This is a genomic window from Qipengyuania pacifica, from assembly GCF_019857205.1.
Lineage (GTDB): Bacteria > Pseudomonadota > Alphaproteobacteria > Sphingomonadales > Sphingomonadaceae > Qipengyuania > Qipengyuania pacifica.
This window is the reverse complement of the sequence record NZ_JAHWXO010000001.1, coordinates 502,746-524,523: the sequence shown is the minus strand read 5'-3', so window position 1 is coordinate 524,523 and position 21,778 is coordinate 502,746. Positions and strand designations below refer to the sequence as shown.

Below are 21,778 nucleotides of genomic sequence, written 5' to 3'. Positions count from 1 at the left end.
CCTGGATCAGTCGTCGGACGGCGACTGGTTGGACTTTATGAGCAGGTCGAGCTTGTCCGCGATCCGCTCGAGAGAGGCATTGGTTTCAGCGACACCGGCAAGCGAAGAGAACTGCGCCATCTGTGCCAGCATTTCCTTGTTATCGACCGGATCGAACGGATCCTGCTGCTGCATCTGGACTGTCAGCAGCTTGAGGAAATCCCCCTGCCCGAGCGAGTCCATGCCGCGGCCCTGAACCTGGCCGACGGAACTTGTCCCGGGCGTGGTGTTGGTGACGGAATTGATCATTTCATCCTCATCGTTTCCAGCATGAGCTGCTTGGCGGTCGACAGAGCTTCGACCATGTTGCGGTACTGACGGGACGCTTCGAGCATCTCGACCATTTCGGCATTTTCATCGACCGGAGTTTCCCAGACATCGCCATTCTCGTCGGCCAGCGGGTGACCCGGGTCGTGACGACGAATAGGTGCGACATCTTCGCGCACCACACCGCCCACACGGACAGAGGACAGGCCGCTTGCGCGGTCGAGTTCCTGTTCGAACACGGTACGCATCGGGCGGTACGCTTCTGCTTCGCTACCTGCGACCGAGCCGGCATTGGCAAGGTTGGAAGCAGCTGTGTTCATGCGCACGAGCTGCGCCGACATGGCGCGGTGGCCCACCTCGAAGAAGGATGTCGGTCCGGCCATCGTTATTCGCCTCTGATCGCGCGGGTTACGGTTTCTACCCGGCCGCGCAGAAAGTTGAGGGTTGCCGAGTAGGCTACGGCGTTTTCAGCAAAGGCGGCCTGTTCGGTGGCCATTTCGACCGTGTTACCGTCGAGCGTTGCCATGGTCGGGACGCGATACTGGATCGAGCGACCCGTCGCCTGCTCAGCTTCGGCACCGCCGAGGCGCGCCTGAAGCGCAGAAGCGAAATCGACGTCGCGCGCTTTGTAGCCGGGCGTCGCTGCGTTCGCGATATTTGAGCCGAGCACACCCATGCGCTGCGACCGGATTTCCAGCGCCGCCCCATGAATGCCAAACAGTCCTTCGCTCATACGAGCCTCCGCAAAAGATTACGTGAAGTGTTCAGCAAGGGGCGTGCCAAAATCCAAAATTGAGGCAGCACAGGGCCATATCGGCAGATTGCGGCAAGCTTTTGCCGGGGAGCGGCAAAGTTCGTCCTCCCCGTAAATCTGCGCGAAATGGGGCCGTTCTTGTCTGCAAGGAGTAGCTACCCCATGCTGGAAACCTGGCTCGACCCGGCCTCTATCGCCATAGTTCTCGTCGGTACGATCATTGCGACCCTGCTTCGGTGCGGGGTGGCAGATAGCCGTGTAGCTATCAGCGCTCTGCGCGGATTGTTCGAAACGCCGTTCAACGTAACTCAGGCCAAGGCAGCGCTCTCCGTCCAGATACGCGAAATTGCCGACGATGGCTTTCTGCGCGCCGAGCCGCAGCATTTCGGAGACAATGAATTCGACAGCCTGTCGGATCTTATAATCAGCCAGCGATCGATCCAGTCGCTGCATGGCGAACATCACAAATTCAAGGAAATACGGGTGGCCACCGCTCAGACTGCAATACGCGTCTTCGACAACGCGGCGGAACTGGCCCCTATTCTTGGACTCGCCGGCACATTGATCGCTTTAGGCCATGCACAGGGATCCGCGTCAGAACAGACCGGTATCGTCGGCGCAATTTCAATGGCCGTAGTGACCACACTGTATGGGCTGATAGCGGCCAATTTCCTTTTCTCGCCACTGGGCAACGCCATTGCACGCAAATCGCGACGTGAAGAACTGGACCGCGACGAGGTTCTGGAGTGGCTGGAACACGGCATTCGTAAAAGCGGGGTGGCAGTGACTTTTGCCGAGCATGCCAAGGCAGTGGCATGATTGTGCGCGCCGCATCCGGTTGGCAAACCGTCATAGCAGACCTCGCGCTAATCCTCTTTCTGATTACCGCGCAGGCCGTTGGCAAGAAACCCGCAACGCAAAGCGAGGCGGAGGAAGAAAGGCAGCCTCCTGCATCCTCGTCTGCATTGGCGGTGCATCGGCCGAAACAGGGCGAGTCCGTTCGAGAATGGCTCATCGCTTCGACCACAGACCAGAGGCAGATGGCGACGATCTCTGTGGGATATACTCAGGAAAAACGAGCCGAAGCCTTGTCCGAGGCGGAAAGGTTGCTGGCCGAGGCCGACAGCGCGGGCGTTCCTGCACGTTTGATAGCCACGCCGAACGCGACAGACGATGTCGTGATTACAGTCGATTATCTCCGACAACAATGAAGGAATGGCACGAACCTTGCTCCGCCTGCGTGTAATACGGCCCAATAACCGTGCGGCCCCGTGAACCGGAGTGAGTAACAACCATGCGTAAACCCTTCTTCGCAGCAGGCCTGACCGCGCTTTTGGCGACAGGCGCAGCAGCAGCATCGCCGATGGACCTGACGATCATCGATCGTGCCGTCGCGGACTTTACCGGCGCCGAAGTCGGTCAACCGGGCGGTGCCAAATTGCCAGTGGACCGGCGCCTCAGGCTGGCGAACTGCGACTCCCCCCTTGATATGCAGTGGTTTGGACGCGATCAGCGTTCTGTTCAGGTCGTGTGTCCGGGTGCGGGATGGCGTATCTATGTCGCCGTGGATGCGGGCTTTTCCAATGCGAACCGGATGCCGCAGCAATTTGGCGAAGCGATCATCAAACGTGGTGAAAACGTGAGCATTCTGGTCCGCGGAAAGGGCTTTACGCTGACTCGCCAGGGTGCCGCCGTTGAGGACGGTGCAGAAGGCCAGTGGATCAAGGTCCGCGCATCCGACCAGCGGACGGAAACGCTGCGCGCCCTCGTCCTTCGCCCAGGCCAGGTCGGCATTGATTTGCCGTAATCGGCAAAATTCATTGCCGGGGAGTTAAACCATCGCATCAAGAGCCGTTCTGTTGGGTAACCAGCTTATGGAGCGAAACGATGCGTATTGTCGGATTGCCGGAATTCTCAGGAGCGTTGGTGCGGCCAAGCAAGGCCGTGGAGCCAACCGCGAAGGTCTCCGCCGTACAGAAAGCGGCTGGCTCTTCGCGCGAAGCAGAAGCAGCCGTTGCCACATCGCGCCTCTCCACAAGTGGTGAAACTCCGATCGATAGCGATCGCGTCTCAGAAATCCGCAAGGCACTCGAAACTGGCACCTACCCACTGATCCCCACCAAGATCGCCGACGCAATCATCGCCGCGGGCATGTACGGAAAGATTGGGAAATGACCGCCAAACAGGAAACGCTCGCAACCCTGCAACAGATGCTCGCACTTTTGCAGGGTGAGCGGCAGGCTCTTGCCGCTCTCGACCTCGATCGCATTGTTACATGCACAAGCGGCAAGATGGACCTGTGCGTAAAATTGGAAGCCGTCGAGAAAGCCAGCCTGGACGAAGAATGCCTCGGCGTACTCGACGCGGTTCGGCGCTTGAACGAGATCAATCGGCGCTTGCGTAACCTCATCGCCAGCAATGTGCAGAACCGTCTGGGCGCGTTGACCGGTAACAATGCTCCCTATGCGGCCCTGCCGCGCAAGGGCACGAGTATGGCGCTCGCCTGACAGGGCATTAGCCAGACGCGGGACTTTTTGGCACGCATCTTGCTGAACTTCCGGGGAACCAGTTCCCGGAGGAAGCGTGCCAACCATTAATCCAGTCCAGACCGCCGAAGTGCAGGGCGCTATCGCCCGCGCTGCGACGCGTACGGGGGTCGATTTCGATTACCTCCTGGCGCAGGCGAAGCTTGAATCCGGGCTGGACCCTAGCGCCAAGGCACAGACTTCGAGCGCGACCGGTCTGTACCAGTTCATCGATTCAACCTGGCTACGGACGCTTGACCGGCACGGTGCCAAACACGGAATGGACTGGGCGGATGCGGCCATCGGACCGGGCGGGCGTGTAACCGATGCGGCAACTCGCAATCATCTCCTCTCGCTCCGCTACGATGCCGACACTTCCTCGCTCATGGCGGCCGAGCTCACGCGCGAAAATGCAGAAGGTTTACGCACGACGCTGGGGCGCGAACCTCAACCGGCCGAACTCTATCTCGCTCACTTTCTGGGCCTTGGCGGCGCGCAACAGTTCCTCGGCGCCCTAGGAAGCAACCCTTCTCAATCGGCGGTTGCTCTGCTGCCACAGGCCGCGCACGCCAATAAATCGATCTTCTTTTCCGGCGGCACACCCCGCTCGGTAGGAGAGGTCATGGCGGTCATGCAGGAAAAGGTTGCCGGCGCCTATGGCGATACATCCATTCCTCGCAACGGAGAGCCGGCCGGTTTCGATTTTGCACGGTTTGCCGCCCAGTCACCGATGCGCCAGCCTGGTGCATCGCGAAGCGGTTTTGCCGTCCCCTCCCTTCCCGACGGCGGGGGGCGAGCATCGATGGCCGATACCCTCCGCGCGACATTCGGTGATGCGAGCTCGGGAGGCGGACGGGCTACCGAGCAGGTAGCAGCCGCATATAGCAAATTCAGGGCATTCGGCCTGTGAGCGCGCGTCAGTTCCTTAATCCCGGCCTGGCTCTGCCCGTCGGGATCCTCACGATCATTCTGCTGATGGTCATGCCGATCCCGGCGATGCTCCTCGACGTGTTCTTCGTCATGAACATCGCGCTCTCGGTTTCGGTGCTCATGGCGGCGATGAACGCGCAAAAGCCGCTCGACTTCTCGTCTTTCCCTTCGGTCCTGCTGTTTGCCACGCTTCTACGGCTGGCACTCAACGTGGCGTCTACCCGTATCGTGCTGCTGAATGGCCACGAGGGTGGCGCAGCAGCGGGCAAGGTGATCGAAGCGTTTGGGGCGTTCCTTATCGGCGGCAACTTCGCCGTCGGCATCTTCGTGTTCCTGATCCTGATGATCATCAACCTGATGGTCGTCACCAAGGGCGCGGGCCGCGTATCGGAAGTTTCGGCACGCTTCACCCTCGATGCGCTTCCCGGCAAACAGATGGCGATCGACGCCGATCTGGCTGCAGGTCTGCTCACCGCCGACGAAGCCAAGGCTCGCCGCCGCGAAATCGCCACCGAGGCCGATTTCTACGGGTCAATGGACGGTGCCAGCAAATTCGTGAAGGGCGATGCGGTTGCTGCATTGCTGATCCTGCTGATCAACGTCATCGCCGGTCTCGTGCTGGGTATTTCGACGCATGGGCTCTCTGCTGGTGAAGCGGCCGAGTTCTATGTCACGCTGGCCGTTGGCGACGCTTTGGTAGCTTCGGTGCCCGCGCTCCTGCTTTCGATCGCGGCGGCAGTTATCGTCACGCGCGTTTCAGATGCTCGCGATTTGACCGGACAGATCGGCGGCCAGTTGGCTGACCCAAGGATATGGCTACCGGTTGCCTGCATTCTTCTCGCAATCGGCTGTATTCCGGCCATGCCGCAATCGATCATTCTGCCACTTTCTGCTGGCACGTTCGGCTTGTGGCATACTCTGCGCAAGCGCCAGCATGACGCGCAGAACATTCCGGAACCGGTGACCACTCCCGATCCGGGACATATCGGGATCGAGGACGTGACCGACCAGACGCTGGTCACCATCCAGCTGGGCTACGGGCTTATCAGCATGACGGATCAGAAGCGTGGCGCCACGCTGGTCGCGCGGCTCACAGGACTGCGCAAGCAGATGTGCCAGAATTTCGGCTTCATCGTTCCCCAGTTCCGGATCGAGGACAGCTTCGAGGTCGAGCCCGACAGCTACCGCATCACTCTGGGCGGCGCGACCATCGGCGGTGGCAAAATCAAGCCCGGCCACATGCTGGCTATCGACACGGGAGAAGTCATGCATTCGCAGGCCGTTCCGGGTGAATCGACAATCGATCCGAGCTTCGGTTGCCCTGCCCTGTGGATCGACCCTGGTGCGCGGGACCTGGCTGTCGCCGAAGGATACCTCGCGGTCGATCCGGAAAGCGTGATCGCCACGCAGATCCACCAATTGCTTGCCGCACGCGCGCAGGATCTTCTCGGGCCGGATCAGGTACGCGACCTTATCGATCATCTGCGCGCGCGGCATGGACAACTGATCGAGACCATCACGCCGCAGCCACTGTCGCTCGCCGCCGTGACGCGCCTGCTGAAAGCGCTGCTGGCAGACGGCATCTCGCTGCGTCACGGCCTGCGTGTTTTCTCCAGCATCTCGCTCGCCGCCCAGCAAACAGCCGATCATGATCGCTTGATCGATATCGTTCGCGCAGATCTGGGCGCCATGATCGTAGCCGAAATCTGCCCTCCCGACGCAAAGCTGCCGGTGCTCACGCTGGCGGCAGCGCTTGAGGATATGGTGGTAAGCGGACTGCAGGATCCGGCATCGGGCGAAATCGTGATCGAACCGGATCTTGCCCGGTCGATCGGCGAACGGATTGCGGCGATCCTTTCGCAACGCGATCCTGCGGCTACGCGTCCCGCACTGATCGTCCAACCTCGTGCGCGCCGTGCGCTTTCGGCCCTACTACGGCTGCGCGCGCCGCAATGCATCGTTCTATCCATCAACGAACTCCCCGCCGCGCAGCCGATCGAAGTGATCGCCGTGATTGGCGATGAAGCACCGGCCCAACCTGCACAACTTGGCCATGAAATGGAGGCCCTCGCAGCATGAAACACGACCACGCCAATTTCAATGCGCAGCGCGCCTATGCAAGCGAGATAAACGAACGGATCGAGAAATTCCTGCCGATGGTTCACAGACTGGCATGGTTCTACGAAGGCAGCTGCGGCGGGTCGCTGGACGTGGACGACCTGCTGCAGGCCGGGATGATCGCGCTGACCGAATGCGCGCAGCGACACGAACGGCCGAGCGAGGACGGATTTGCGGCCTATGCCAAAATGCGGGTTCGCGGCGCCATGATCGATCTCCTGCGATCGCAATCCCATCACGTACGCGGCGCGGCGGCCACCAGGCGCAAAATGGACGGCACCGCCGACGAATTGCGGCGTACGCTTGGCCGCGATCCGAGCGCCGATGAAATGGCCCATGCCATGGGAATTTCACTCGAGGAGTACCACAAGGCCCGAAACCAGATTGCCACTCGCGTAGTCGATCTGGAGAGCAGTTATTCCGATAGCAATCCTGCCTTCACCAGTGAAGAACCCACAGCCGAAGCGGTGCTGTTGGAAGCTGCCGACAAGGCCGCTTTGGCCCACGCGATTGCGGCTCTTCCCGAGCGTCTGCAATTGGTTATTCAATTGCACTTCCTCGAAGAACTCAATCTGACCGAGATCGCAGCAATCCTCGATGTGAGTGTTCCGCGGGTCCATCAACTCAAGGCAAATGCGCTTGAAAAACTGCGCATCGGTTTGACGGCACGCGAATCCATTTAGGAGCTTTATTTCCGTGCCATAAGTAGACACCGGTTCCAAAGCTTGGGGAACTTAAGTGCATTGACGTATGTTGGCGCACTCGATTTGATCTATTGAAATTTTCAATGATCCCCCAGACAAAGTGGAGCTATGGGCGAATGTCGCCGTGGGAAATTAGTGTTCAGCAATTTGTCGATGATTGCGTTGAAGGCCGTTTGCATGATCCCCATGCTGCGCTTAAAGCTTTCGCTGAATTGCGTTTAATAGCGCCGGCGAAATACGCGGCGCTATTCGATCAACCCGTCACTGAAGAACGTCTGGCAGAACTGTGCAATGCGCGCGCGTTTGTTTGCGCGGCGATGGAACTCGTGGGACCATATTGCGGAATTCTTGTTACCCGTGCGGCCAGTGGCCCATCTTCGGCGCTGGTTTCTTTTTCCGGAGAAATAGAAGAAGGCAACTTCTTCGGAGACGATCCGGCAATCGCGCTCGTCGCAGCTTGCGCGCGCGCACTTCTCCTTCTGGGAGGCGCGTCGATCGAGAAGATCCGGCCTGAATGACGAGGCCGGATTAGGTCAGAGTTCGGCTTCGAGAGCGAGCCGCACCGCCGAAATCGAACATGGTACGTCGAGCTTGGCAATCATGTTGCGCCGGTGAACTTCGATCGTTCTGGGGCTGACCGACAGGTGCCGTGCGATAGCCTTGTTCGACTGCCCTTCGGAAACGGCACGAAGCACTTCCTGTTCACGTTGGCTCAGGGCCTGCAGCCTCTGAACTGCGGCCTGGCGGCGGCGTCGCATACCTTCGAACTTTGCGTTCCGACGCAGCAGACGCATGATCGATTGGGTGGGATCTGCCTCCCCGCCATCGTAATCGAAATATCCGCCCGCGCCCTGATCAAGTATTTCGAATACTCTCTCGAGCTCGGGCTTTTCGGAATAGGCCAGAACCGCAGCCAGTGCCTCCTGGACGTTCTTTTCGCTCAGACACGCCTGCAGCTGCCTTTCCTCGTCATAAACGAGAAAGCAGGGTTTACCGGCGCTCACAGAACCAACTTCCGAGACATTGTCCAGCGGAACAGCGCGCGCATATTTGCTCAACAGGCGCGCCAGAGCATTTCGCCTCTGCAGGTTTTGGTCGATGACGTAAAAGGTAAAGTCAGCGATATCCATAACAGCCCCCGATTGGTGTAGGGGTACTTTTGCTGGATTATGGTTCATACCCGATTGCCAAGCGGATAGGTGAAAATACCTATGCCCAGGTCAGTCTATCTGTGCATTGCGCCGCGAAACGCAGCAGCGATTTCGTTGAAATCGTCCTTGATGGCCGTGATGGCAGGGACATCGGTCTGCCGGATCGAATTGAGCAAGACGCCTTTGGCAGATCCGTAAAGATGCGCGAGGCTGGCTCCCAGTTCGGCCGTTCGGTCGATGCCGAGTTCCAGAGCGGTCAAAGCAGTGACACAGCGGGTAATGGCCTGGCTTCGCCCGGCTGCATCGAAGCGGCTATCCGCCATTTCGAGCCGCCCGAGGTTCTCGATGAAATCTTCGAGGCAGAAGATGACGAGATCCTCTTTCGAGCTGCCAAGAAGACGGGCATCGAAACTCGCCTGACGATAGGCTTCATTGGGTTTGGACCGGCTAAGCATCTCAATCCCGCTGAGAGTTCCATACGTCGATTTGCGACTGAAGGAAGGTAAGCGTCGAATTCGATGCGGCGATGCGGCTGTCCGCCTTTGCGAAGCGCGCGACCATGTTGGCTCGTAAGGCTTCCTGCTGGTCGGCGAGCTTTTCCAGATCACGGTTGATCTGTTGCGACTGCGATTGATAGCGCGCGACGGATCCCGCCAGTGTCCCCGGGTTGCTGGAAACGCTGTTTGACCGGGCCATCCGATCGATGGTCGAATAAACGCCATTTAGGCCAGTGGTGAACATCGCGGCCACGCCTGCGGGGTCGCGGGCCATGGCAGCAGTCAGTTTGGAACTGTCGAATGTGAAGCTACCGTCTCGCTGAATTGCAAGGCCAAGCTCGGCTAGGGTCCGTGGCGATCCTTCGGGGGCGTTGGGCATGATCACCGTGGACCCGAGCGCGGCCAGCTGGGTCCTCAGCGCTCGCGCGCCGGTATCCCGCGCAAGTTCGCCCGTCTTCGGATCGGTGGCGCTGCGAAGTTCACCGGAAATTTCGTTGAGAGCACCGGTGATGTCTTGCATCACAGACGACAGCGCGCTGGAGGGGTTGTTGAAGTTGATGACCGCTGGCGCACCAACATTGGTACCTGTCAGCGCCAGCGACAAACCGGGCGCGATACCGTCTATCTTATTGGACGAGCTCGTGCGCGCGATCCCATCGAGTGTGAACTCGGCGTCGGCCGAAGTCTTTACCAATCGTGCAGGATCGCTCCCAGGCTGCCATGCCATTGCCGACAAGCCGGGGCTGGTAGGATCCTCCGTCGCTTCGATTACGAAACCGTTCTTCGCCCCGTCAGCACCCTTTATGACAAGTTGCGCACCCGTAGCTGTCTGGGCGACATAGGCGCTGAGACCGGCATTCTTGCCGTTTATGGCTTGCGCAACATCGGCCAAAGTCGCACCGGCAGCGATGTCCAGCGTCAGCGGAGCTTTGCCGGCATTCTCGGCGAACGAGGCGGAGTTCGTTTCGCCGAAACGGATCGTCAGCGTACCGGCACCGACAGTATCCTGCGCGCTCGCGTACGAGCCCCCGGTCAGAACCTGCCCACTGGCAAGTTTCGTGACTTCAAGCGAATAGCTACCCTTCCCGATCGAGCCCAGCGGGCTCGACACGGCTGCAACGGCGGGGTTCGAGATGGTCGGCAAAGGTGCAAGGTCGCCATTGCGCAAACGCTCTCCCAATGCCGTAGCGAAGGTCGAGAAACTGCTGCGGATGGAACCGGCAAGCGAGATGCGCCGTTCGAGCGTCTCGGACTGGGTCGTCAGTCGCTGGTTGCGGCCTGCGAATTGCGCTTCAGCCAGCTGCACCGCCAGGCCGGTCATGTCGACGCCGCTGCCGATCCCGAGAGAGGAGGCGATAGAGGAAGCTGAGATACTCATCGCTATGATAACGACGCTTCAGCGTGCGGATTAACCGTCAAACGACCATCCGCATCGAAACACAAGGCTGCAGGCACGTCGACGGCAGGCAGCGGCGGCGTTTCGCCCCGTTTCAACGAGAACACGTATGCGAGGACCGATGCGACCGCGCCGTACAGGTCTTCGCAAATGATCTGCCGTTCGCGGGTCGTATAATAGACCGAACGCGCAAGCTGTGGGATCTCGAGTGTCGGGAGATCGAGCTCGCGCGCCAGTTCTTTCATGGCCATCGCCTTGTCGCCGCGCCCCTTGGCCAGAACGATCGGTGCGGACGCCTTTAGCGGATCGTATGTCATGGCGACGGCGAAATGGGTCGGGTTGGTGATGACGAACTGCGCTTCTCGCATCGCGCCAGCTACGGAGCCGGTCGCGATGTCACGCTGACGCTGGCGCCGGGCGGCCTTCATTTCGGGCGAGCCTTCGGATGCCTTGTTTTCGTCCCGCATTTCCTGATGGCTCATCTTGAGGCGCTTTTGTTGGCGCATCCACTGGATCGGAAGATCGACGAACGCGATTACCACGAGCCCGGCAGCCAGCGCGAAAATCAGCGAGATGATGGCATGCCAGGCCGCGGACAATTGCGCGGATAGGTTGCCTCTGCCCAGACCAACGACCGTCTCCATGCTGGTCCACCACCACCAGGCGGCGATGCTCCCAAGAAGGGCGATCTTGAGCAGGCCCTTGCCCATTTCGATAAGGCCTTGCGGGCCGAACATGCGCTTCAGGCCGGACAGGGGATTGATACGCTGCCCCTTCGCCTTGAGATTGTCGACCACCCAGCGTCCCCGCCCGAATGCAAGCTGGGACAGGAGGGTCACGAGGATGACCGGTACGGCCAGTGTGAGAATAGCGGGGAGAGCAAGGAGCAGGCTCTGGTGCAGGAGCGCGTCGACGCTGAAATCATTAACATCGCGCATATCGAACATGAAGGCTTCGCGGGCGAGCTGTGAGAGGCCTTCTAGGAGCCATGGGCCCGCGATGGCCAGCCAGGCGCCGCCGAGCAGCATGACGGCGGCCGTGCCGGCGTCCTTGGAGCGCAGCACGTCCCCCTTCTTGGCGGCGTCGACGAGCCGCTTTTCGGTGGGCGCGTAAGTTTTTTCGCCGGCGGTTTCCTCGCTCATCGCGCAATCACGCTTTCGGTCTGGTCCAGCGCGTCGCCGACAAGGCCGGTGAACTGGTCGTAGATGAGCGGGGCGGAAATGATCAGAGCGGCCATTCCGGCAAGGACGCCTGCAGGCAATCCCAACGCGAAGAGGTTGAGCGAGGGGGCCGAACGACTGAGAATACCGGTGAGCACCTGCACCAGCAGCAGGATGAGCGTTACCGGCAGCGCAATCCGCAAGGCGGTTTCGAACATGAAACTGGCGAAACCGGCGATGGCGCCGAACCGTTCGGCACCGAGCCAGGTCTGTCCGGGCGGAAACGCGTTGTAGCTTTCCGTCACCAGCGCGATCCAGTGAAGATGCGCGCCGGTCGCGAGGAAGATCAGCGTGAGGACGATCATGAAATACTGACCGAAGGACGTGGTCGTCCCCCCACCCATCGCATCCTGTGACACCGCCATGCTCATCCCCATCCCGCCACCGATCAGTTCGGCGGCAACGGTCGGCGCAGCGAAGGCGAGCTGCAACACGAAGCCCAGAGCCAGGCCGACGATGACCTCGCCGGCGATGGTGAGAACGCCGTCGAGCGAGAGCAGTGCCGGCGGCGTGGCGATGGCGGGCATCCATATCGACACGAATATGGCAAGCGCGCCGGTGATCGATATGCGCACCGCCATGGGTACCGATGTCGCCCCGAAGAACGGGGCGGCAAGCAGGGCCGCACCGAGCCGGGTCATCAGAAAGACGACCCGCCACATGTCCTGCTCCAGCGCACCAATGCCGAGATCGAGCCCGTTCACCGCGTCAGTCTCAGTCGCCGATCCGCGCGATTTCGGTGAAGATGTCCTGCGTGAAATCGGCCACGACCGACATCATCGACGCCCCCAGAATAACGAGCACGAAGGCCACCGCGCCGAGTTTCGGCACGAAGGTCAGCGTCTGTTCGTTGACCGAGGTTGCGGCCTGCACGAGGCCGATGACGAGACCGATGGCGAGACTTGCGATCAGGATCGGCGCCGCGACGAGGGCGGCGATCCACAGCATCCGGTCGGCCATGGAAAGAAGGATGGCGCTTTCGTCCATGATATTATCCGAAACTTGAGGCGAGCGAACCCATCAGCAGTGCCCACCCGTCGACGAGGACGAACAGCAGCAGCTTGAAGGGTAGCGAAACGATCATCGGGCTCATCATCATCATACCGAGGCTCATCAGCACGCTGGAGACGACGAGGTCGATGACGAGAAACGGCAGGAACAGCATGAACCCGATCTGGAATGCGGTCTTGAGTTCGCTGGTCACGAAAGCGGGCAGCAGAATCGAGAAGGGCACATCCTGCGGGCTGGCGAACTGGCCGGCATCGGCGATGTCGGCAAACATCTGAAGATCGTATTCGCGCGTCTGGCGGATCATGAAGGCGTGAAACTGGTCGCCTGCCCGCTCGATCGCAACCTCTGCGCCGATTTCACCCGCCGAATAGGGGGCGATGGCGTTCTGGTTCACGTTTTCCAGAGTCGGCGCCATGATGAACATGGACAGGAACAGACTGATACCGATCAGCACCTGGTTGGGCGGCGACTGCTGCAGACCGAGTGCCTGACGCAGGATCGCCAGCACCACGATGATGCGCGTGAAACTCGTCATCATCAGAAGAAGCGCTGGCAGGATCGTCAACAGGCCCATCACCAGCAGCAGCTGGAGCGACAGGCTCAGCGGTTCGCCGCCAGCACCTGCCATCTGGCCGAAGGCGCGGTCTAGTGCGCCCGAAACCGCGGTGTCCGAGGCCTGCGCATGCACCAGCGCCGGATAGGCGAGTGCGGTCAGAAAGGCTGTCAGCCTGGCGAAACGGGCGATCACTGAACGGTTTCCTCTGCCTGCGGGCGCGCCGGCGCTTCGGCCAGGCGGGTGAGGCCGTTGCGCGATGTGGACACGAGGATCTCGCGACCATGGAATTCGATCACGGCCAGACGCAGGGTGGGCGAAAGCATGGTGGTTTCCACGATGCGAACCGCCTTGCTGCCGCCAGCGGGGGCGCCGAACTGGCCCTGCATCTTCTTGGCGAGCTTGAGGCTGCCCCAGATCATTGCGCCAATCAGCGGCAGCAGGATCAGGAGCTTGAGGACGTACCAGAACATCAGGCGTGCTCGCCTGCACCGGTCGGCGTGACCGTCAGCGGCGGAGTGCGGCGGTCGATCGCGGGTTCGCTGGAACTGGCACCGACGATTTCGAGGACACGGATGGCGAAGCGACTGCCTTGGGCGACGACTTCGCCGCGCGCAATCAGCTTGCCGTTGACGAACATGTCGAGCGGTTCATCGGTCAGGCGGTCGAGTTCGATGACGCTGGATTCGCCCAGAGCCAGCACGTCGCGCAGGCGCATGGATTTGCGGCCGAGTTCAACGGTGAGGCGGACGTCGATGTCCTGAATGAGGCCGAAGCCGTCTGCGTGCGAAACCATGGGTTCTACTCCGAGAGGAATGTTTGGGTAAGTTCGAGGGCGACACGGTCGTCGAGTTCGCCGACACAGCCATGCGCGATGGTGAGATTTCCGGTCATCAGCGGGACGTTGCGGTTGACCGCGACCGGGATGACCGAGCCGGGTTCAAGGCTGGCGAGCCGCGCGATCGACATCGGAACGTCGACCAGTACGGCGCGCAGCGGAAGATCGACTTCGGCAATGGCCGACCCGTTGAGACCGCGTGCACCGATCGTCCGGCCGGTTGCCGGCGAGACGGCGCGCGTGCCAACGATTTCGGCGATCGTCGAGTTGCACGCCGCAAGCCGGACCTTCCACGGTCGCGCGCTTTTGGCAGACGTGATGGTGAGCGTTACCGTCCAGACGCGATCGCCCGATGCATAGGGCGCAACCTGTTCGACTTCTTCGCCATTCGCGCTTGCCGCGATGCCGCGCCGATCGCTGGCTGCCTGAATGACTTCGGCCATGCGGTCTTCGAACTGCTGTGCGAAACGGTTGGCGGAGGCAGGCAGGACGGTGCATTTTTCGTCCACTTCGCCCGTGCCGCCGAGGATCCTTTCGAACTGGCCAACCAGTTCGCCGATCCGGACCGAAATCAGGATTCCGCGGCTTTCCTGCCCGATCGAATAGAAGCTATGGCGATGAGCCGCCCCGACCTTTGCAAACCATTCGCCAACAGGCAGCAGTTCGGCGTCCGCAATGTCCACGGCAAGCCCGCGATCATCGCACAGTTGGGACAGCTGATGCTGCGACTGCTGGGCGATGCCGCGCGCAAACCGGGCGAACTCGATATCGAGTTCGGGCGGAGTTGCCGCGCGGCTGAGCAGCTCGTCGCAGTGACATGCTGCCCGGGCCACAGCCTCGGGAATACCGGTCGTGATCATTGGACGATGAAGGACCGGAAATAGACGCTGTCGACGCCGCCGAAGCCTTCGCGTTCTTCAAGCGTTTCGTTGATCGCCTTGGTCAGACGCTTCTGCAGTTCTTCCTTGCCGCGGATGCTGGCGAGATCTTCTTCGCTGGTTGCGGCAAGCTCGGCCAGGATGCGCGACCGCAGAGCGGTTTCATGCTCGTTCAGCCACATCATCACGCGCCCATCGTAATGGGTCGATGCAGCGAGGCTGACCTGGATCAGCGCAGTTCCGTTCGCCAGGTTGGACGTGAACTCGTCGGAAAAATTGTAATAGGCCGTGCGGTATTTACCCCCGCCGCCGCCGTGGATGGCGGGCGCCGCTTCCTTCTCGCCGCCTTCTGCGACGAAGGGATAGGGATCTTCTTCGCCCTTGAGCACCAGCTTGGGATTGCGATCTTCTTCCTTCGCCCCGTGCGCACCAAGCATGCCGCTGGCGAATGCGGCATAAGTGCCGCCCCCGCCTGCACCCAGCAGAACCAGCGAGAAAAGCACCAGCTTGAGCTTGCCGCCCTTTTTCTTTTTCACGGTTTCTTCGGAAGTTTTATCGTTCGACATTGGGTAATCCTGTTGAATGGAATGCTGACAGATCAGGCGTAGAGAGCGTCGTCGCCGGAGTTTCTGGCAGGCGTCTGGGTGCCCGGCCGGGCACGTTCATCGTGGCGGCCACGCTGGTCGAATTGCTGCGAACGGCCACTGTCCCCCGCATTGCCCTGACCGGATGCCGCGCTGGAATTGCCGTTGCCGCCATGACGGTCCGCAGCGGCGTGATTGTTCTGGTTCTGCGCGGATTGGGAATGACCGCCCATATCCTGCTGGCGGGGCATTCCGCGATCGCTGGCCATCGCCGCCGCCAGCGCGCGCTGGCTTTCCTGATTTTCGGCTGCGATCTCGACGTTCATCTTGCCGCCGGACTGATCGAAGGTCACGGTCAGAGCGCCGAATTCCTTGTGGGCCACGGCGATGGCTGCCGGTTTGGACAGATCCATCTGGCGGGCTGCGGTGAGATGTTCGACGACGCGTTCGACCTGAGCGAACTGATCGGTGGTCACCGTACGCGGCGCGACAGTGCCGGCCCGGGCGGCAACCATCGTATCTTCGAAACGAGCCGAGACGAGCTGCGGCGATACCTTGGCGAGATCGGCCGTTGTGGTCTGGCTGGCGGGAGCCTGCCTGTCGCTGGCGGGACGGTCACCATCCTGATTACGGTCGCCGCTGGCGGGATCGAGGGTAGGCTGGACGGCGGGCTGGCTGGTCGTGGCAGAAGCCGTTGCGGCTTTCGCATCGACCGGAGTGGCCTGTGCCGTGCCAGCCGCGACGGCCTGGGAAAGGCGGTCGTTCGTGGCAGAAGCAGTCGAAGCGGACTGCGCCTTGCCCTCGGGCGCGGTGACGAGCAGATCGGCCGCCTTGGCATCTACAGGCTTGTCGGCCGCGGCGATACGCACGACGAAGGATGTTGGCTCGGAACTTTCGGAAGGTGGTGCCTCGACCCCGGTGGCCGCGAGTTCGGCAACGATGGCCTGGGGCGCGATGCCCGAAGCGTTATTGATCGGTTTGCCTGCCGCGAGCGACGCGTCGGACGAGCCTGCGACAACCGGAGCCTGGGCCGGCGGAGGCACGAGAGACGTGAGGGGCGAAGCCACCAGGGCCAGTTCGATATCGGCATCGGCAACCGGATCGACCGGCAAAAGCGGCAAGATATTGCCGGTCGGCAATTCACCGTCCTGCCGCTCTTCGGTGCCGCTCTCTGCCGTACCGAGTCCGGCCGGCAGGACCGGCAAGACCGATGCGAGCTGGTTCAGCAGGTCGGCGAAGCCGTCCACGCCCTGCGAAGCACCGTTTTTACGCCCGCTTTCGCCATCCAGACCGGCGGCGACAGATTGGGTGTCGGGCGTTTTCGAAAAGGCAAACGAGATGTTCATGGCAAGTCCGTGTTAGGTTCACGGACAGTCTATCAAGAAGCGTGCCAAACTCTCGCTCTGCTACCCCTTTTCCAGACTGGCAACGATCTGGCGCACCAGATCCCGCCGGCTTTCCTTGGCCTTGCGCAGACGCATGTCGGACTGGGCGAGCACTTCACGCTTGGCCTGCGACTGAAGTTCGGCTTCTTCCGCCTGTTTTTCGCTCAGCTCGGTAAGGCGCTGCAACTGGTCGCCCATGGCCTTGCCGCTGCGCAGATCGGCGCCGACGATGTCACCTTCGCGCTGGGCATAGTGCGCGGCGAGACTGCGGGTGCGTTCTGCCACGCCGAACAGGCGCGCGCGGGTGGCCTCCGCTTCGCTGGCGGCCGCGACAGACTGCATGCGCTCCACCGACCGGATACGCTGGATGAGCTCGGCGCGCCTCAGCTTCCGGCGTTCAGGCGTCACGGCTGACGAGCTGCGTCAATTGTTCGGATGCGGCGGCGACATCCACGCATTCGCCATGGCCCTGAGACAGGAACCGGCTCATGTGCGGATGAAGGGCGATGGCTTCGTCGAGCAGGGGATCGGACCCTTGCCGATATGCCCCCATCATCACGAGATCGCGATTGGCCTCATACGTCGCACTGAGCGCGCGGAACCGCCGCGCATTCACGGCATGTTCGGGCGCAACGATATCGTTCATCACGCGGCTGAGCGAGGCGCCGACATCGACTGCCGGATACTGGCCGCGCTGGGCGATTTCCCGCGAAAGCACGATGTGACCATCGAGGATCGCACGGGCGGTATCGACGACCGGATCGTTCTGGTCGTCGCCATCGGCGAGCACGGTGTAGATGCCGGTGATGGCCCCGCCGGATTCTTCCGAATTGCCGGCGCGTTCGATGAGCTTGGTAATGGCGGACAGGGCCGAGGGCGGATACCCGCGCGCTGCGCCGGGTTCGCCCAGCAGGATACCGATCTCGCGCGCCGCATGCGCAACGCGGGTCAGACTGTCGAGGATCAGGAGAACGCGTTTGCCTTGCGAGCGCAGATGTTCGGCAATGGATGTCGCGAGCATGGCGCCGCGCAGTCGCAAATTGGCTGCGTGATCCGCTGGAACCGCGACGATGGCAGTCTTCGCCGCGCGTTCGCCGGCCATGTGCCGGGTCACGAAATCGGAGACTTCGCGCGCCCGTTCGCCGATCAGCCCCACGACGACGGCATCGGCCTGCGCATTGTCGACGATCATGTCCATCAGCACCGATTTGCCGACGCCGGATCCGGCCATGATACCGATGCGCTGGCCCACGCCGAAGGTGGTCAGCGCGTTCAATGAACGGATGCCGCTGTCGAACACCTGGGTCACTCGCGACCGGTCGAGCGCGCCGACGCGGTAACCGCCCGCAGGCCAGCTGGTGGTGGCCATGACCGGGCCGCCGCCATCGATCGGTTCGCCCGATCCGTCGACCGCACGGCCGAGAAATTCCTGCCCGACGCCGAGCATGCCCGGTCGCCCTTCGGGACGTACGATCGCACCGGGACGCAGCAGAACCGTATCGCCGAGCATCATCATCATGGTGTGCCCGTTGCGAAAGCCGATGGTTTCGGCGCGATGTTCGGACGATTCCCCCTGCGCGATCGCGCAGATCGTGCCGATGGGTACGCCCAGGCCGGAAACCTCGATCAGGCCGCCATCGCAGGCGACCACCCGCCCGAACCGGCGCGGGGCCAGATCGAGCGAGGCCGAGGCGACGGCCGAGAACGTGCGATCGATCAGCGCGTGCATGAATCGAAGATTTCGGCGAGCGCGCGGCGCCATTGCTGCGGCCCGTCCTCGACCCCGCCATCGTCGGTCTCGACGCGCAATCCGCCCCGCTCGACGCTGCCGTCGGCGACCAGTTCCAGGCTCGCCGGGACACTGGCTTTGACGAGTTCGAGATCTTCAGGATGGATATGGACGATCCGCTGGTCGTGCTTGCGCTGAAGCATGGCGGCCGCCGCTTCGACCCGCCGGGCCAGCCCTTTGCTGTCGAGGGCGAGCGGCAGTACCGCTTCCTCGCACAGCGCGTGGACGGTCGCGAGCATACGGTCGCGCAGCTGACGCTCGCTTTCCGCATCGAAGCGGGCGAAGGCGAGTTCGATGGCCGATCGGGCAGCCCGTTCGGCGGTCAGCTGGGCATCGAAATCGGCACGGGCGGACAGCTGGCCATCTTCATAGCCAGCGCGATAGGCCTTTTCGGCCACGTCTTCGGTCTCGACCGGTTCTTCGGGAACCTGCGGCTTCGCGTAGCGTCCGTCGCGGGCGAAACTGCCCGGCCGGCCGAGGGCGGCGTAGGCGATCCTAGACATAGTCTTCGTCGCCTTCGCCCATGATGAGTTCGCCGTCGGCGATCAGGCGCTTGGCGATGGTGACGATGTCCTTCTGCGCGGCTTCGACCTCGGTTTTCTTGACCCGGCCACGCGCTTCGATTTCATCGCGCAAACCGTCTGCCGCACGCGAGGACATGGCACCGAAGAACTGTTCGCGCTGTTCCTCTTCCAGACCCTTGAGTGCGAGAATAAGCGTATCGCTTTCGATTTCGCGCAGCAGCACGCCGGTCATCTTCGTATCGAGCACGAACAGGTGCTCGAACTTGAACATTTCGTTCTCGAGTTCCTTGGCGAGCTGTTTGTCGATCTTGCCGATCTTCGGCATGACGTTCTTCTCGATGCTGCGATGCGAACGGTTGATGATGTCCGCCGCGTGACGAATACCGCCCATGGTGAGCGGGATCGTGCCATGCAGCTTTTCGATCTTGGCATTAAGCGTGTGTTCGAGAATTTCGATCGCCTGGCGCGACACCGGGCCGAGACGCGCGACGCGGTGCAGCACCGGCGTGTGCAGATCTTCGGGCAGCGCAGCCAGGGCGGCAGCAGCGACATCGGTATCGAGCTGCAGCAGCAAAACGGCAATCGCCTGCGGGTGTTCGTCGGCGAGGATTTCACCGATGATCTTGGGATCGAGCCAGCGCAGCAGGCCGAGGGCAGGCAAGCCTTCCTCTTCCGCTTCCGGAGCCACCTGACGCATGAGATTGTCGGTCTTCACTTCGCCGACGGCGCCGTTCAGCAACCGGCGGACATTGTCCACCCGGCCATGTCCGGAAATTCCGCTATGCTCGGTCGAGCGTGAAAAGCCGGCGATGGCGTCGGAGATCGCCTGCGGCTCGACTTCGCCTATGCCGCACATCGTGCCCGCAAGCTGACGCAGCTCGTCCGGGGTCAGCTGACTTAGAATTCGCGACGCGTCTTCTTCGGCCAGCAGCATCACCATAATCGCTGCCTTGTCGGTGCCGCCAAGCAGATGCTGTGCAGGCGCCGTCATGCCGATGCTCCCTGGCGCATATCTTCGGCGAGCAGGCGACGTAGTGCCAGAACGGCATCATCGGGATTCTCGCGCGCGATGCGCTGGGCGAGTTCGATCTGCCCGTCGAGAGCTTCCCGGTCATAGGGCGTGACGACGCCCATGCCGGGACCGCCCAGAGCGGCCACCTCGCCACCGGCGCCCTGCGGGTCGAGCGTGCCGCCATCCTTGGCGTTGCTGCGCAGCGCATTGATCGCAGGCCGCACGGCCAGAAGGAGGACGAGCAGCACGGCAAGAATGGCGACGCCATTGCGCACGGCCATGCCGAACCAGCTCGTTTCGTAGAAGGGCAGTTCATCCCCTTCGACCTTTTCGAAAGGACGCATCACCACGGTCACCTGATCGCCGCGATCCTGACGCGCGCCGACGGCTGCCGTAACCAGTTCCTTGACCTTGTTAATGTCCGCCGCGCTAGCCTTGGCCAAGGCAGCCTGATCGATCGCAACGGCGACCGAGAGATATTTGATCGAACCGGGCGAGAGATTGGAGACCGAAACCTCGCGACCCATTTCATAGACACGGGTCGCGCTGCTTTCGCCCACGCCGCCAGCAGTCTGGGCGCCCTGTGTATCTTGTGGCGCACCTTGCCGTGCTTCCCCTTCAGCAGGAGGCGTATTCGCCAGCACACCGGGAATTCCGCCGGCAGGTGCGTTGCCGCTCTGCGACTGCTGCGTGGTTTCGCGACGGACGGTGCCATCCTTGTCGTAGCTTTCGCGCGCGGAGGTGACCTCGTTCATGTCCAGCTCTACCTGAACCTGGGAGGTAAAGGCATCGCTGCCGAACATCGGTGCAAGCAGGTGATCCACCTGCGCATTAAGCTTTGCTTCCATCTGCGCCTGCAGATCGAGCCGGCCACTATTCGGATCGCGAGCCTGAGTCAGCAATTTGCCGTGCTGGTCCACCACCTTGACCGCATCGATCCCGAGGCCGGGTACGGATGCTGCCACGAGATTGGTGATAGCCGTGACCTGCCCATCGGTGAGCTGGCGGCCGCGTGCCAGACGGACCATCACCGATGCGGAAGGTGCGACATCTTCGCGCACGAACACCGAACGTTCGGCCTTGGCGATATGGACGCGGACCGCTTCGACGCCGTCGATTTCCGCGATGGTCATGGTCAGTTCGCGTTCCTGCGCCGCGCGCAGACGATCGCCTTCCAGCGTACGACTGGCCCCCATCGGGAGGCTTTCGATAAGGTCGGTACCGCTTTGTGGGGATGCGAGCGATCCATCGGACGCCACCAGCATCCGCGCGCGATAGACGTCGTCTTCGCCGACCGTCAGCGCACCGGTGCCATTGTCGATCGTATAATCGATCCCGGCCTTGCCGAGCGTCTCTACCACGCTGGCGCGTTCGGAATCGGCAAGGGAGGAATACAAGACACGCTGCGGCGCGGGGGACAACGTCGCCCACGTCAGTGCCAGCAGACCCAGACCGGCCATTCCGCCGAACCAGGGCAGCGCCCGCTTCACGGCTGGCTGCGCGGTGAAGGCGCGAAGGCGGTCGCCAAACGAGCCACCCCCGGCTGTGAGCGGAGTCAGCATGCCGGAGCCTTGGCTCTCGGCAGGTACCAGACCGTTCATGG

The 21,778-nt window shown here is 61.8% G+C and carries 29 protein-coding genes; 9 read left to right on the top strand and 20 right to left on the bottom strand.

What is annotated here, in order from left to right:
- Positions 1-6 precede the first annotated feature (6 nt).
- Genes KYK83_RS02705 through KYK83_RS02695 form a run of 3 tightly spaced genes read right to left on the bottom strand, consistent with a single transcriptional unit; the run spans position 7 to position 1,039 of the window.
- Positions 7-288, bottom strand: a complete 282-nt coding sequence (locus KYK83_RS02705; protein WP_196847072.1) for a flagellar hook assembly protein FlgD — start codon at positions 286-288, stop codon at positions 7-9.
- Entirely contained in the window at positions 285-689 is a 405-nt protein-coding gene (flgC, locus tag KYK83_RS02700) for a flagellar basal body rod protein FlgC (protein WP_103024050.1), read from the bottom strand. The genes KYK83_RS02705 and flgC overlap by 4 nt, the downstream gene beginning before the upstream one ends.
- A 2-nt stretch (positions 690-691) precedes the next feature.
- Positions 692-1,039, bottom strand: a complete 348-nt coding sequence (locus KYK83_RS02695; protein ID WP_103024049.1) for a flagellar basal body rod protein FlgB — start codon at positions 1,037-1,039, stop codon at positions 692-694.
- A 183-nt stretch (positions 1,040-1,222) separates the two neighbouring features.
- On the opposite strand from KYK83_RS02695, the gene KYK83_RS02690 reads away from it, so the two are divergent.
- The 9 genes from KYK83_RS02690 (at position 1,223) to KYK83_RS02650 (ending at position 7,855) form a co-directional block, all read left to right on the top strand.
- The gene (locus tag KYK83_RS02690) at positions 1,223-1,879 is read left to right on the top strand and encodes a MotA/TolQ/ExbB proton channel family protein (RefSeq protein WP_222827086.1); all 657 of its coding nucleotides are present in this window, start codon (positions 1,223-1,225) and stop codon (positions 1,877-1,879) included.
- Entirely contained in the window at positions 1,876-2,271 is a 396-nt protein-coding gene (locus tag KYK83_RS02685; RefSeq protein ID WP_222827085.1) for a hypothetical protein, read from the top strand. Before KYK83_RS02690 ends, KYK83_RS02685 begins: the two co-directional genes overlap by 4 nt.
- An 83-nt stretch (positions 2,272-2,354) precedes the next feature.
- Complete coding sequence (locus tag KYK83_RS02680) at positions 2,355-2,867, top strand: flagella basal body P-ring formation protein FlgA (RefSeq protein ID WP_103024046.1); 513 nt, start codon at positions 2,355-2,357, stop codon at positions 2,865-2,867.
- 80 nt (positions 2,868-2,947) lie between these two features.
- A complete protein-coding gene (locus KYK83_RS02675; protein WP_222827084.1) occupies positions 2,948-3,235 on the top strand; it encodes a flagellar biosynthesis anti-sigma factor FlgM in 288 nt (95 codons plus the stop codon).
- Positions 3,232-3,567 (top strand): hypothetical protein, encoded by a 336-nt coding sequence (locus KYK83_RS02670; RefSeq protein WP_103024044.1) that lies wholly within the window; start codon positions 3,232-3,234, stop codon positions 3,565-3,567. Before KYK83_RS02675 ends, KYK83_RS02670 begins: the two co-directional genes overlap by 4 nt.
- A gap of 76 nt (positions 3,568-3,643) precedes the next feature.
- The gene (locus KYK83_RS02665; protein ID WP_346729403.1) at positions 3,644-4,495 is read left to right on the top strand and encodes a transglycosylase SLT domain-containing protein; all 852 of its coding nucleotides are present in this window, start codon (positions 3,644-3,646) and stop codon (positions 4,493-4,495) included.
- Positions 4,492-6,594, top strand: a complete 2,103-nt coding sequence (locus KYK83_RS02660; RefSeq protein WP_222827083.1) for a flagellar biosynthesis protein FlhA — start codon at positions 4,492-4,494, stop codon at positions 6,592-6,594. Before KYK83_RS02665 ends, KYK83_RS02660 begins: the two co-directional genes overlap by 4 nt.
- A complete protein-coding gene (locus KYK83_RS02655; RefSeq protein WP_222827082.1) occupies positions 6,591-7,316 on the top strand; it encodes a sigma-70 family RNA polymerase sigma factor in 726 nt (241 codons plus the stop codon). The genes KYK83_RS02660 and KYK83_RS02655 overlap by 4 nt, the downstream gene beginning before the upstream one ends.
- Before the next feature lie 233 nt (positions 7,317-7,549).
- Entirely contained in the window at positions 7,550-7,855 is a 306-nt protein-coding gene (locus KYK83_RS02650; protein ID WP_158246637.1) for a hypothetical protein, read from the top strand.
- A 15-nt stretch (positions 7,856-7,870) separates the two neighbouring features.
- On the opposite strand, the gene KYK83_RS02645 is transcribed toward KYK83_RS02650, so the two are convergent.
- The 17 genes from KYK83_RS02645 to fliF form a co-directional block, all read right to left on the bottom strand.
- Entirely contained in the window at positions 7,871-8,467 is a 597-nt protein-coding gene (locus KYK83_RS02645; protein ID WP_222827081.1) for a LuxR C-terminal-related transcriptional regulator, read from the bottom strand.
- Positions 8,468-8,562: 95 nt separating this feature from the next.
- The gene (locus KYK83_RS02640) at positions 8,563-8,943 is read right to left on the bottom strand and encodes a flagellar protein FliS (RefSeq protein ID WP_196847080.1); all 381 of its coding nucleotides are present in this window, start codon (positions 8,941-8,943) and stop codon (positions 8,563-8,565) included.
- Between the two features lies 1 nt (position 8,944).
- Positions 8,945-10,363 (bottom strand): flagellar filament capping protein FliD, encoded by a 1,419-nt coding sequence (gene fliD, locus KYK83_RS02635; protein WP_222827080.1) that lies wholly within the window; start codon positions 10,361-10,363, stop codon positions 8,945-8,947.
- A 2-nt stretch (positions 10,364-10,365) separates the two neighbouring features.
- On the bottom strand, positions 10,366-11,523 hold the full coding sequence (locus tag KYK83_RS02630) for an EscU/YscU/HrcU family type III secretion system export apparatus switch protein (RefSeq protein WP_222827079.1): 1,158 nt from the start codon (positions 11,521-11,523) through the stop codon (positions 10,366-10,368).
- Positions 11,520-12,305 carry a flagellar biosynthetic protein FliR gene (fliR, locus tag KYK83_RS02625; protein ID WP_103024036.1) on the bottom strand — a complete coding sequence of 262 codons (786 nt, stop codon included), beginning with the start codon at positions 12,303-12,305 and terminating at the stop codon, positions 11,520-11,522. The genes KYK83_RS02630 and fliR overlap by 4 nt, the downstream gene beginning before the upstream one ends.
- 10 nt (positions 12,306-12,315) lie before the next feature.
- Entirely contained in the window at positions 12,316-12,588 is a 273-nt protein-coding gene (locus KYK83_RS02620) for a flagellar biosynthetic protein FliQ (protein WP_103024035.1), read from the bottom strand.
- Between the two features lie 4 nt (positions 12,589-12,592).
- Positions 12,593-13,327 (bottom strand): flagellar type III secretion system pore protein FliP, encoded by a 735-nt coding sequence (fliP, locus tag KYK83_RS02615; protein ID WP_430298986.1) that lies wholly within the window; start codon positions 13,325-13,327, stop codon positions 12,593-12,595.
- A gap of 29 nt (positions 13,328-13,356) precedes the next feature.
- Positions 13,357-13,638: a flagellar biosynthetic protein FliO gene (locus tag KYK83_RS02610; RefSeq protein WP_103024033.1), complete on the bottom strand. Its 282-nt coding sequence runs from the start codon at positions 13,636-13,638 to the stop codon at positions 13,357-13,359.
- Positions 13,638-13,961, bottom strand: coding sequence for a flagellar motor switch protein FliN (gene fliN, locus KYK83_RS02605; RefSeq protein WP_234003182.1), 324 nt, complete (start codon positions 13,959-13,961; stop codon positions 13,638-13,640). The genes KYK83_RS02610 and fliN overlap by 1 nt, the downstream gene beginning before the upstream one ends.
- Before the next feature lie 5 nt (positions 13,962-13,966).
- The gene (locus tag KYK83_RS02600; RefSeq protein WP_103024032.1) at positions 13,967-14,863 is read right to left on the bottom strand and encodes a FliM/FliN family flagellar motor C-terminal domain-containing protein; all 897 of its coding nucleotides are present in this window, start codon (positions 14,861-14,863) and stop codon (positions 13,967-13,969) included.
- Complete coding sequence (locus KYK83_RS02595; protein ID WP_221596468.1) at positions 14,860-15,447, bottom strand: flagellar basal body-associated FliL family protein; 588 nt, start codon at positions 15,445-15,447, stop codon at positions 14,860-14,862. The genes KYK83_RS02600 and KYK83_RS02595 overlap by 4 nt, the downstream gene beginning before the upstream one ends.
- 32 nt (positions 15,448-15,479) lie before the next feature.
- Complete coding sequence (locus tag KYK83_RS02590) at positions 15,480-16,811, bottom strand: hypothetical protein (RefSeq protein ID WP_222827078.1); 1,332 nt, start codon at positions 16,809-16,811, stop codon at positions 15,480-15,482.
- Between the two features lie 60 nt (positions 16,812-16,871).
- Positions 16,872-17,192: a hypothetical protein gene (locus tag KYK83_RS02585; protein WP_146029844.1), complete on the bottom strand. Its 321-nt coding sequence runs from the start codon at positions 17,190-17,192 to the stop codon at positions 16,872-16,874.
- A 55-nt stretch (positions 17,193-17,247) separates the two neighbouring features.
- Positions 17,248-18,579 carry a FliI/YscN family ATPase gene (locus KYK83_RS02580; protein WP_222827077.1) on the bottom strand — a complete coding sequence of 444 codons (1,332 nt, stop codon included), beginning with the start codon at positions 18,577-18,579 and terminating at the stop codon, positions 17,248-17,250.
- On the bottom strand, positions 18,567-19,142 hold the full coding sequence (locus KYK83_RS02575; RefSeq protein ID WP_222827076.1) for a FliH/SctL family protein: 576 nt from the start codon (positions 19,140-19,142) through the stop codon (positions 18,567-18,569). The genes KYK83_RS02580 and KYK83_RS02575 overlap by 13 nt, the downstream gene beginning before the upstream one ends.
- The gene (gene fliG / locus KYK83_RS02570; RefSeq protein ID WP_196847088.1) at positions 19,135-20,154 is read right to left on the bottom strand and encodes a flagellar motor switch protein FliG; all 1,020 of its coding nucleotides are present in this window, start codon (positions 20,152-20,154) and stop codon (positions 19,135-19,137) included. The genes KYK83_RS02575 and fliG overlap by 8 nt, the downstream gene beginning before the upstream one ends.
- Entirely contained in the window at positions 20,151-21,776 is a 1,626-nt protein-coding gene (fliF, locus tag KYK83_RS02565) for a flagellar basal-body MS-ring/collar protein FliF (protein ID WP_248284197.1), read from the bottom strand. Before fliF ends, fliG begins: the two co-directional genes overlap by 4 nt.
- Between the last annotated feature and the right edge of the window lie 2 nt (positions 21,777-21,778).